Origin of the sequence: Psychromonas antarctica (assembly GCF_022267535.1) — a bacterium.
GTDB classification, from domain to species: Bacteria; Pseudomonadota; Gammaproteobacteria; order Enterobacterales; family Psychromonadaceae; genus Psychromonas; species Psychromonas antarctica.
In genome coordinates, this window is sequence record NZ_JAHNZV010000090.1 from 1 (window position 1) to 11,245 (window position 11,245).

An 11,245-nucleotide genomic window follows, 5' to 3' on the forward strand; every position below is an offset into this window, starting at 1 on the left:
ACATCATAGAGAATATGATGTTTCTGAAGAATTATTAATAAGCGCATTTTCAGCGCTGATTGAGGAAAGTTTTTATGAATAATGCTGTGGGGATCTCTCAGACTAAAGTCCACGCCCCTTATTTTGTGTTTTGGAGCGGAAAGTATTAATTGTTCCATTAATGGAGTGCATTTTTTTACAAAAATTCGCGTTTTTATAACATGAAATAGCGATTATCCAACTAATTGCAAGGGACTAGCGTCGATTCAAAGGAACTACACCCGAATGCTTTTCAACAGTATCGATAAAAGCTATCGAACTGATTAAGATAAACGATTAGCTATCGCAGCATGCATGATTATAGTAAGGTTTATTAGATATCGCTAATAAATTTACTTCTAAATTAATTCGCGCTAATATATGCTACTATTAATTGGCAAAATACCGACTTTAATACTGGTGCAATACTCAAAACTGCCAGACAGGTGAAAAGATATTTTGCCATTAAAAATTTAAGCTAAAGAGCCTAAAGGTCAAGATTACAAGTATATAGATTGCTGTTTTAGCTAGCGCGTTATAGTGCCCACACAATCTTCTGCCAGTGGAACGGCTCACCGACTATACATACAGAGAGGGACTATTATGATTTCAGCACAGATTATCAATTTTTTTGATCAAGATACGAATACTTTTAGTTATATCGTCATAGACCCAACGGGAAACCATTGTGCCGTCATTGATTCAGTTCTTAATTACGATGCGCCATCAGGCCGATCATCTTATTCTGCTGCCGATCAAATTGTCGACTATGTAAATAATAATAAGTTACAAGTTGAATGGTTACTTGAGACCCATGTACATGCAGACCATTTAAGCGCAGCGCCTTATTTGCAACAGAAATTGGGTGGTAAAATTGCTATTGGCGAGCACATCACTTTAGTCCAAGAGACATTTTCTAAAGTGTTTAATACTGGCTCCGATTTTTGTTGTGATGGTAATCAATTTGATCATCTCTTTGCAGATAATGATACTTTTACTATCGGTAATTTAAAAGCAATCGCACTCCATACACCGGGACACACTCCAGCTTGTATGAGTTACCAAATCGGTAATTGCATTTTTGTAGGGGACACTCTCTTTATGCCTGATTATGGTACTGCCCGCTGTGATTTTCCTGGCGGAAATGCCGCACAATTATATCGTTCAATACAGAAACTTTATGCTTTACCTGATCAAACTAGAGTCTTTATGTGTCATGACTACAAAGCGCCTGGCCGTGATAATTTTATGTTCGAGACAACAATTGGTGAGGAACGGGCTCACAATATCCATTTGAATCATAATGTTAGTGAGTCTGCGTTCATTAATTTACGTCAAAGTAAAGATGCAACGTTGTCGATGCCTAAGCTGATTTTACCTTCAGTGCAAGTAAACATGCGCGCGGGTCATTTCCCTGAAGCAGAAGAAAATGGCATACAATATCTTAAAATACCATTGAACAAAATATAAGGAACTATTTATGTTAGAAATAAAACAGCTCGCGAATCAATTTTCAGTCTCTCCTCAAATTTTGCTAGAAGATTTAGATGTGATTGCTAAATTAGGCTATAAAAGTGTTATTAATAACCGTCCAGATGGAGAGGCGGACGACCAAATTGAGAATTATAAACTGCAAAAGAAATGCCTAGAACTTGGTCTTAACTATCAATATTTGCCAGTTGTTGCAGGGCAAATTACTGTGCAAAACGTTCAAGATATGAGTGACAATATAAATAAAATGGACAAACCAATATTAGCATTTTGTCGAACTGGCACCCGTTCTTGTCTACTTTGGTTAGGGAGTGATCAAGATAAAAAAACGCGGGCAAATAGAATTCAGAAAGCCAACAATCAAGGATACGTCTTCGACATTAATCAGATCCCTTCATTTGATATTGGATAACCATGTTATGAATAAAGTGCTTGCCTACTTACCAATTGCACAATGGCTGCCTGGTTACCAGAAAACAGATGCCACACAGGATGGTCTTGCTGCTATCATCGTGACGCTGATGTTAATACCACAAAGTTTAGCTTATGCTATGGTCGCAGGGTTACCTCCTGTATATGGTTTGTATGCCAGTATTTTACCTTTAGTTGTCTACACGCTACTTGGCACAAGTAAAACGCTTTCAGTTGGACCGGTCGCCGTTGTTGCGTTGATGACCGCTGAAACCTTAAATGAATTATATCCACTGGGTTCCGTCGAATATATTTATGGCGCAAGTATATTAGCGCTATTATCGGGTGCAGTATTACTCATTATGGCTGTATTTAGACTGGGATTTTTAACGCATTTTATTAGCCATCCCGTGTTGTCAGGGTTTATGACAGCTTCGGGTATACTCATTATCGTGAGTCAAAGCAAACACCTGCTTGGTGTTACTTCCCAAGGGAATAATGCAGTCGAGCTACTTTTTAGCTTATTTCAGCAGCTGAATGTTACTAATCTTTCTACCGCTACAATTGGTATTGGTAGCCTTTTGGCGCTTATTGGCAGCCGTCTTTATCTGCCTAGGTGCCTTATAAAAATGGGTACGCCAAGCCGATGGTCAGCACAAATAGTGAAACTCGCGCCCGTTTTTGTCATGTTGCTATGCATCGCTATCGTTAGTTTGTTTCATTTACAAACACATGGGGTTCGAGTCGTTGGCATTATTCCGAGTGGTTTACCCGCACTTTCATTACCCAATATTAATTTACATGATATATATACGTTACTTCCGGCTGCTATCCTGATCAGTCTCGTTGGATTTGTTGAATCCGCGTCAGTTGGGCAAACATTAGCGGCTAAAAGCAATCACAAAATCTTACCGAATCAAGAGCTGATTGCATTAAGTGGGGCAAATATAGCGTCTGCATTAAGTTCAGGCTTTCCGGTGACAGGGGGCTTATCACGATCTGTTGTTAACTTTGATGCAGGGGCTTCTACTCCTCTTGCAGGCACATTTACCGCAATAGGTATCAGTCTTACAGCACTCTATTTCACACCATTATTTGAAAGCCTTCCCCAATCGGTGTTAGCCGCTATTATTATTGTTGCTGTTTCTTCTTTAATTGATTTCAAAGCTATTTTCCATGTGTGGAAAACCTCAAAATCCGATGGGTTTAGTATGAGCTTGACTGTTTTAGGCGTGCTCTTAATCAATGTCGAAATAGGTATTATACTAGGCGTTATTTCCTCTATTTTTCTGCATATTATGCGTACAAGTCGGCCGCATATTGCCGTTGTCGGATTACTGCCTAACAGCCAACATTTTCGTAATATTGACCGTTACGAAGTTGAGACCTGCGCTAATATTGTCACGATTCGTATCGATGAAAGCCTATATTTTGTTAACGCACAATATCTAGAAGATAAAATACCTCAATACATCGTTGATTACCCAGATGCAAAGCATTTAATTTTAATGTGTTCTGGCGTTAATACTGTGGATGTGAGTGCTTTAGATAGTCTGAAAAAAATAATATCAGATCTAAAAGAGCGGGGGATTACGGTCCACCTTTCTGAAGTGAAAGGCCCGGTGATGGATATATTACAACACAGCCATTTTATCGAAAATTTGAGTGGTGGTGTTTATATCGATCAATTTACTGCTTACCACTCAGTAAAGGCGATCTGTAATCATTAATTTTCTAAATTTACGCTACCCTGATATTTTTTTCGTTGGGAGATGGCTAAAACGGCTGCAAGTGTAAAAACACAAGCCCCGGTTGTTGAAGCAAATGTTCTCTCCTTTCATGCGGGTAAAGAACTACAAGCAAATTATAACGGTAAACTTCTTGCCCTTTAATAACGGCGATCGGCAAAGCAATGCTTGCTGAATTTGCTTATGGTGGAAAATTGATGCCTTCGTTCCCATTTATTTCTTCTAGAGAGGAGTCTTGGGCGGTCTGGATTATGGAAGAGAAAATGCTTCAACCTGCATATTATGCAATGCTCAAGGGAAAGGTTTAAGGAGTTATATGTGCATTGAAAGGAGTTATATGTGCATTGAAAGTATTTTGATTGTATTATTTTACAGTGCAAAACCCTATTTATGGTTAATTGCACTGCTTATCCCTATTTGTAGTTATTTAATTAAAATCCCTTTTTAAAAATCGTCATTAATTAATAAATAGAGGTCTTACTTATTATTGTCTTGGATAACCCCAATACCGATTTCAGATGACAAAATTTGTAACTGCTCACTATTATCAAGATGAACAGACCAATTTATGCCACTGCCAACGGCGGTGATCACATTAGCACCGCCGAATAGTTGAAGTTCATCAACTTGGGCTTGTAAGGTGACTTTCGCATCACCTTCCAGTTTCACCATGATTTCACGGTTATTGGCAATTATTCTTCCTTGAGAGAAAATAATCAGCATAGGGGTTTCTCTGATTCAGCCGTTATTTCAGCCAGTTTAACAATTACTTCAACTGCTTTGTGCATGCCCTCTACACTTATAAATTCATGAATGCCGTGAAAATTATAACCACCAGTAAAAATATTTGGACACGGCAGTCCCATAAATGACAATCGTGCCCCGTCTGTACCACCGCGAATCGGTTTTATGTCCGGCTTAATACCACAAGCGATCATGGCTTTTTGCGCGTAGTCAATTATATGCGGGAACGGTTCAACCTTTTCCCGCATATTACGATAACTCTCTGTGACTTCAACCTCAACACTGCCGTTTTGTAGACCGTTATTGATATCACTGGCCAGTGTTTTAATAAATTCAATACGTGATAATTGCTCAGCAGCATCAAAATCACGAATAATATAGTTCAGTTCAGTTTTCGCAACTGACGCTTTCATATTCGTTAAATGGAAAAAACCTTCATAACCTTCTGTTGCTTCAGGCGTCTGCGTGGCCGGCATTTTTGAAATAAACTCGGCAGCAATAGTCATTGAATTCACCATTTTGTTTTTTGCCGTACCCGGATGTACATTCACGCCCAAGCAGCTCACAACAGCAGACGATGCATTAAAGTTCTCATATTCCAGCTCACCTAGTGGGCCGCCGTCAATTGTATAAGCCCACTTAGCGCCGAATTTTTTAACATCAAAGAGATCCGCACCGCGGCCGATCTCTTCATCCGGTGTAAAGCCAATACAGATATCACCATGCTTAATTTCAGGTTTCTGGATTAAGGTCACCATAGCCGTAATGATTTCAGCAATACCGGCTTTATTATCAGCCCCTAACAGCGTTTTTCCGTCGGTTGTTATCAAAGTTTGCCCATGCAGAGAATTAAGCTCGGGGAACTGCTTAGGCGACAAAACCTGGCCGCTAGAACCTAAAGTAATATCCCCACCTTGGTAATTATCAACAATCATTGCCTGCACATTTTTACCCGAAGCATCAGGCGCGGTATCCATATGTGCAATAAAACCAATAGCCGCCACATCATAATCAATATTCGCTGGCAGTTTGGCTGTTAAATAGCCATTATCATCTAGTGCTACATCACTAAGCCCAAGGGTGATTAATTCATTGTGCAGTATTTTGGCAAGCTTGACCTGTCCGCAAGTACTTGGGCAGGATGCGGATGACTCATCGGACTGGGTATCAACAGAAATATAATTGAGGAAACGTTGGACAAGGTTTTGCATAAGAGAAGCTCTTCTATTATTTGAGTGATATCTATTTTTGCCTATGCACAGATAATTATATTGCGTTAAATCAGGTTAGGCGGTGTTTAATAAGCACAACCTAATATAACTGGCCTGGGTATACGGGTTTTAATGCTTAAATTAAAAAATCAGAGGCAACTATTTCTATCAGTCTGTTTATAGACAGGCTTAAACTTTCCAAAGCAGGTAAAAATATGATCGCCATAACAAATAAGGGCCGATAATAGAGGAACTCAATGTATTCACACATATCATTAGCAGCTCGGTAGTGTAATCGTTTTTCTATAGTTCGATTTTATAACGGTACAGGTACGTGCAATTTGACTCGCGTGAACAAGCTATCAAGCTTGCTTGGGAAATTTAAAAAGACAAAACCAGACTGGATAAGCAGTTAAATAATACTGATTTTAGCGAAGTGAACATAACAAATAGTGAAAATACGATGCATCATAAATTAATGTTACCTCATAAAAAATGCCTCACCTGTAAAAGGGATTTTGTGTGGCGTAAAAAGTGGCGAGCGAGTTGGGAAACTGTTTTGTATTGTTCAGCGCGATGCCGTGGCAACAAAAAATCAATCGATTGTTCAACTAACCGTTAAATTAAAAGTAAGGTAAATTCATGAAAGCAACACATCTTAAACTTATCTTAGGTGATCAGCTTAACCCTATGCACAGTTGGTTTGAACATATCGACTCTGATGTTGTTTATATTATCGCGGAGCTTCACCAAGAAGCGAATTATAGCAAGCATCACATTCAAAAAATAACTGCATTTTTTTCAGCCATGCACGATTTTGCTATGCACCTTGAAAGTAAAGGGCATCGTGTTTGTTATCTAACTTTAGATGATACTCAAAAATATAAAGATCTGACTGAATTGATAGCCGCATTAAGCGTAAGTTATGCGAGTGAAAGTTTTACTTTCCAGCGGCCCGACGAATACCGCTTACGAATACAATTAACAGCCATGTCAAAGCTGCTTAATTTCCCTGTTTATGAAGTGGAAAGTGAACACTTCTTGCTGCCTTTTGATGAGTTACGCAATCATTTTCAAGCAGCAACTCACGTAAGAATGGAGAATTTTTATCGTTTTATGCGCAAGCGTTTTTGTATTTTGATGAAGGGATCAAAATCGGAGGGAGATGCATGGAATTTTGACGCCAATAATCGTCAATCATTTAAAAAATCTGATCTTAAATTTATTCCTAAACCACTGATATTTGAAAACCCATCAAATGACTATTTACAGCGCATAAAAAATCATAATATTAAAACCATAGGGCATGAATCAGTCAATACGTCCTACCCTATTAATCGTCAACAATCTCTGTTATTACTTAATTATTTTTGTGAAAAACAGCTTGCCAATTTTGGCAGTTTTCAAGACGCGATGACAGTAGCATCACCCTACGCTTGGAGTTTGTACCACTCACGTCTTAGCTTTGCACTTAATTGCAAAATGCTTAATCCGATGGAAGTGATTCAAGCTGCAACGGTTGAGTATGAACATAGCGATGGAAAAATCACACTTCCTCAAGTAGAAGGGTTTATCAGGCAGATTCTAGGTTGGCGAGAATATGTCAGAGGCATGTACTGGGCTAACATGCCTAACTATGCACATGAAAATTTTTTACAGGCTAAGCGTAACTTACCGGATTTTTTTTGGAACGGTAACACTAAAATGCGGTGCTTAAAAAGTGCTATAACACAATCACTAGAGCATGCTTATGCTCACCATATTCAACGATTAATGATCACCGGAAATTTTGCTTTATTGGCTGGCATAATTCCGAGCCAAGTAGATGAATGGTATTTAGGTATATATATAGACGCGATTGAATGGGTTGAGCTACCCAATACTCGTGGCATGGCACTTTTTGCTGACGGCGGTTGGATTGCCACAAAACCTTATGCTGCGAGCGGGAATTACGTTAATAAAATGAGTGACTATTGTAATGGTTGCCATTATAACGTTAAACAAAAAGTGGGTGAAAATGCGTGTCCCTTGAATAGCCTCTATTGGAATTTTATTAGCCAAAACTACGAAAAATTGGCATCAAATCACCGCATGAGCTTTCCAATCCGGAACTGGGATAAAATGGAACAAGCAAAAAAAAATGTAATTCAAGTGCATGCTAACAAGTTATTGAATAATTTAGATAACCTTTAGGTTACATCGTAATAAACATTATTTGGCAGCCTAAGTTGGTCTTTATTGGTCAAGTCTTCGTATTACTGTTCTCATGACTGAGCAATTTTTAGGATAACCTTTATGACATTTTTGATGGATGAAGAATCAAGAATTATTGAAATGGCGTGGGAAGACAGGACGCCCTTTGAAGCGATAGAGCTGCAGTTTAGGATGCAAGAGCCTGAAGTGATCAAGTTTATGCGCCGCCGCTTAAAACCCCAAAGCTTCAAGTTATGGCGACAAAGGGTCAGAGGCCGTTCAACGAAACATTTAAAACTTCGAAGTGAGAACGTTACAAGGGGGTATTGTCCAACACAATATAAACAACGATAATTTATTTACAGCATGTATTGTTTTACCTTGTGGGCCTCGGTTCGCCAACCAGCGTTGTGTTACAGCATTCAATAAGGGAGTAACCATGACCTTCCTGTTTTCACTTATTCTGCACGCCTACCTGACTCAAGATAAAATATGTAGTGTCCGGTAGTATTAGGCCACTTCAATACCTTGATTTATTATGGAGACAAATGCGACCGGAAAGTCTTATGGAAAACACCAAGAAAACCAAAATGGTAGGTAAAACCTAGGGGGGGGGAGAAAATAACGCTAGTACTTTCCTGATTTCAACGCGATAAGTCAAAGTGAGAAACTACGAGGTAATATTATGATAAAGGAATGACACCTTTATCGATTTATCACTGTGTGGCATTAGCGGTGATAACTTAAGCACGGATTGTCTGTTAATATTGTTCCTTGCACGGTGATCTTATTGTATGATTATCTTTGCCGACAACTTTAAATATTAGGCATTGCCGCCAGGCAGTTCAAAAATAACACTTGTAAGTTCAACCCGCCAGAGGATGAAATCTGTAAATTCCGATTTCATCTAACGCTGATTAACTATCTATTAATGATCCATCTAACTGGCCCTATCAATTGCTTATAGCCGAGGAATACATGTCGAACAAACTTGAGATTGCATTAGAAACAGCCATTTTTAAAAGTCGTTGGCTGTTAGCACCATTTTATGTGGGCTTAGTGCTCAGTATTGTATTGTTGTTCGTAAAATTTGTTCAAGAATTTTGGCATATTGCCAGTAATGTTGTCTCTATGTCAGAAAGTGGGGTCGTGATTGGTATTTTGGCGTTAGTTGATTTATCACTTGTTGGTAGCTTATTACTGATGGTTATTTTCAGCGGCTACGAAATTTTCATTTCTAAAATTGATCTGGGCACTCATGAAGATCGTCCGGAATGGATGGGAAAAGTTAACTTTTCAGGACTCAAACTAAAAGTTATCGGCGCAATTGTGGCGATATCGGCAATTGATCTGTTAAAAACGTTTATGAATCTTCCGGAAAGCCTTTCTAATGAACATACAAATCTCATCATGTGGAAAGTTATCATCCATTTAACATTTGTTGTTTCAGGCCTTATTTTTGCTTACATGGATAAAGTCGCTGGCGATACTAAGCATCATTAACTATGACAGTTCAGTTCATCGCCGACATAGTTGCGCATATCATTAGCGACCAAGTGGTTGCGATTATTCATTTTAATGATTAGCGCTTGCTTTTAGGAAAGGGGACAACCGGTCCTTAACCACGTCAATGATCAACGATACAAGGGAGATGGTAAAGTTATTATTTGGGTTTTGCATGATTGTTATACGGCTAGGTAATTTATGATTTCATGTGTGGATCCCTCAGATCTTAATGTCTAAACTCTGAACATTCGCTATCTTAATTGTTTCTGTAAACGCATAATTATTTTTCCCCTTGCGTTTTATTTCGTACATCGCTTGGTCTGCTAAATTAACTAGCCCTTGTGGGGTGGGGCTATGGTCAGGGTATAAAGCGATACCAATACTGGCTCCTATGTTTATCTCATCACTATTAAATTTATACGGCGCAGCTGCTGCCTTGAGCAGCTTTTCTGCAATAGTTATAATGCGTTTTTTGTTGGGCATGTTAGTAAGTACAACCCAGAACTCATCACCACCGACTCGGGCTACCGTATCAATTTCCCGAACACAGGAACAAAGCCGAGTTGCCGTTTCCTTTAGTACATGATCACCCGCATCATGTCCTAGAGTATCATTAACCCTTTTAAAAGCATCAAGATCGACAAACAGGACCGCCACCATTGTCTTGTTCCGTTTCGCATTTGCCAAACTTCGCTGCAGACGATCCATTGCAAGTCGCCGCGTAGGTAGGCCTGTCAGGGCATCATGATTAGCCATATGGAGAATACGTTCCTCAGCATTCTTTAGCGCGGTTATATCTTCCTTCATCGCAACATAGTGCGTAATAGTTCCATTCTTCTTTTTAACCGGCGCTATCGAGGCAATTTCCCAAAATAGTTCCCCATTCTTTTTACGGTTATGAAACTCTCCCCGCCAAGTCTTCCCCATTGAGAGTGTTTTCCAAAGTGTGGCGTATTCTTCGGGGTTCGTTTCGCCAGAACGCAAAACGCGAGGATTTTCGCCAATGAGCTCCTCTTGTAAATACCCAGTTTTCTTTATACAGGCCGGATTGACATACTTAATAAATCCATTTGTATCGGTAATCACGATTGATGAGGCTGATTGACTAACTGCAAGAGAAATAATTTGAAGTTCCAACTCCAAAACCGCATAAGTCAACAAGATGAGCGTTATCGCACTACCGCCAAGGATAAATATTCCTCCCAGAAAGACTAGCGACGACGAAAGACTTGGCTCCATAAAAGAAGTCTCGAATGGGGACAGCAGTGCTATTGTTCCCCGAACGCCGTGGGAAATACCAAATAAGCCAAAAACAGTAGCCACTGAGAATCCTGCAGATCGCCAAGGCGCTGTTTTTTCACGTAATAAAGTGACAACAATCGCTAGGCAAGTGAACATAAATGCGGAAGAAAGAACGGCTATTCTGATATTTATATTTTGCTCGACATAATTGAAATAATAGAAAAGTGCAGCGGTGATGGGAGGCAAAGCAAAATCAAAATACAGTAATGGGGGGCGACCAGCAAAAACACGAATTCCCCGTAAGACAAGCAAAAACCCAACAACATAAAGCGAGTTAGCGACAACGATAGAAATGAAATCGTTAATACTTCCTCGCCCGGAGATTAAGACACTGGCGACGGCTATACAGGACATACCCGCAGCCCAGAAACCTGCGCCGTTACACCGAGACTGTGAACGCCACAGTGAAATCAAAGCGATAGCAGAACCAATCGAGACAAGGGCTGTTATAACAAGTAGAGTGCGAATATCTAAATCGGGCATTTTAAATTCATTTTAATAATAACTCAAGTTTCGGGATTCAAAACAAACAATAAAACCCAAATAACTCGATGATTTTAAAGAGGTTGATGTCTCATTGTGGTAAAATACTTGTTAACTAGACAAAGGATAATACAACAA

11 protein-coding genes are annotated in these 11,245 nt (G+C 39.4%); 8 read left to right on the forward strand and 3 right to left on the reverse strand.

From position 1 onward, the window contains the following. Positions 1-621 precede the first annotated feature (621 nt). From KSO91_RS13715 to KSO91_RS13730, 4 genes are all read left to right on the forward strand, one after another. A complete protein-coding gene (locus KSO91_RS13715) occupies positions 622-1,488 on the forward strand; it encodes an MBL fold metallo-hydrolase (protein WP_238743576.1) in 867 nt (288 codons plus the stop codon). Between the two features lie 10 nt (positions 1,489-1,498). After that, positions 1,499-1,921: a protein tyrosine phosphatase family protein gene (locus KSO91_RS13720; RefSeq protein ID WP_238743578.1), complete on the forward strand. Its 423-nt coding sequence runs from the start codon at positions 1,499-1,501 to the stop codon at positions 1,919-1,921. A gap of 7 nt (positions 1,922-1,928) precedes the next feature. Next, complete coding sequence (locus KSO91_RS13725; protein WP_238743580.1) at positions 1,929-3,650, forward strand: SulP family inorganic anion transporter; 1,722 nt, start codon at positions 1,929-1,931, stop codon at positions 3,648-3,650. Positions 3,651-3,832: 182 nt separating this feature from the next. Next, on the forward strand, positions 3,833-3,976 hold the full coding sequence (locus KSO91_RS13730; RefSeq protein ID WP_238743582.1) for a hypothetical protein: 144 nt from the start codon (positions 3,833-3,835) through the stop codon (positions 3,974-3,976). A 169-nt stretch (positions 3,977-4,145) separates the two neighbouring features. Here KSO91_RS13730 and KSO91_RS13735 read toward each other — a convergent pair whose 3' ends face one another. Then, entirely contained in the window at positions 4,146-4,391 is a 246-nt protein-coding gene (locus KSO91_RS13735) for a DUF3389 domain-containing protein (protein ID WP_238743583.1), read from the reverse strand. After that, complete coding sequence (gene pepT / locus KSO91_RS13740; protein WP_238743585.1) at positions 4,385-5,623, reverse strand: peptidase T; 1,239 nt, start codon at positions 5,621-5,623, stop codon at positions 4,385-4,387. The genes KSO91_RS13735 and pepT overlap by 7 nt, the downstream gene beginning before the upstream one ends. Before the next feature lie 478 nt (positions 5,624-6,101). Between pepT and KSO91_RS13745 the strand changes: the two genes are divergently transcribed. The 4 genes from KSO91_RS13745 to KSO91_RS13760 all read left to right on the forward strand — a co-directional run bounded on the left by KSO91_RS13745 (position 6,102) and on the right by KSO91_RS13760 (position 9,319). Continuing rightward, positions 6,102-6,245: a DUF2256 domain-containing protein gene (locus KSO91_RS13745; RefSeq protein WP_338049774.1), complete on the forward strand. Its 144-nt coding sequence runs from the start codon at positions 6,102-6,104 to the stop codon at positions 6,243-6,245. A gap of 20 nt (positions 6,246-6,265) precedes the next feature. Next, complete coding sequence (locus KSO91_RS13750) at positions 6,266-7,816, forward strand: cryptochrome/photolyase family protein (protein ID WP_238743589.1); 1,551 nt, start codon at positions 6,266-6,268, stop codon at positions 7,814-7,816. Positions 7,817-7,918: 102 nt separating this feature from the next. Then, the gene (locus tag KSO91_RS13755) at positions 7,919-8,170 is read left to right on the forward strand and encodes a TIGR03643 family protein (RefSeq protein WP_275114001.1); all 252 of its coding nucleotides are present in this window, start codon (positions 7,919-7,921) and stop codon (positions 8,168-8,170) included. Positions 8,171-8,794: 624 nt separating this feature from the next. After that, a complete protein-coding gene (locus tag KSO91_RS13760; protein WP_238743591.1) occupies positions 8,795-9,319 on the forward strand; it encodes a TIGR00645 family protein in 525 nt (174 codons plus the stop codon). Between the two features lie 222 nt (positions 9,320-9,541). Here the strand turns inward: KSO91_RS13760 and KSO91_RS13765 are convergent, their stop codons facing one another. Continuing rightward, positions 9,542-11,107: a GGDEF domain-containing protein gene (locus tag KSO91_RS13765; protein WP_238743593.1), complete on the reverse strand. Its 1,566-nt coding sequence runs from the start codon at positions 11,105-11,107 to the stop codon at positions 9,542-9,544. Between the last annotated feature and the right edge of the window lie 138 nt (positions 11,108-11,245).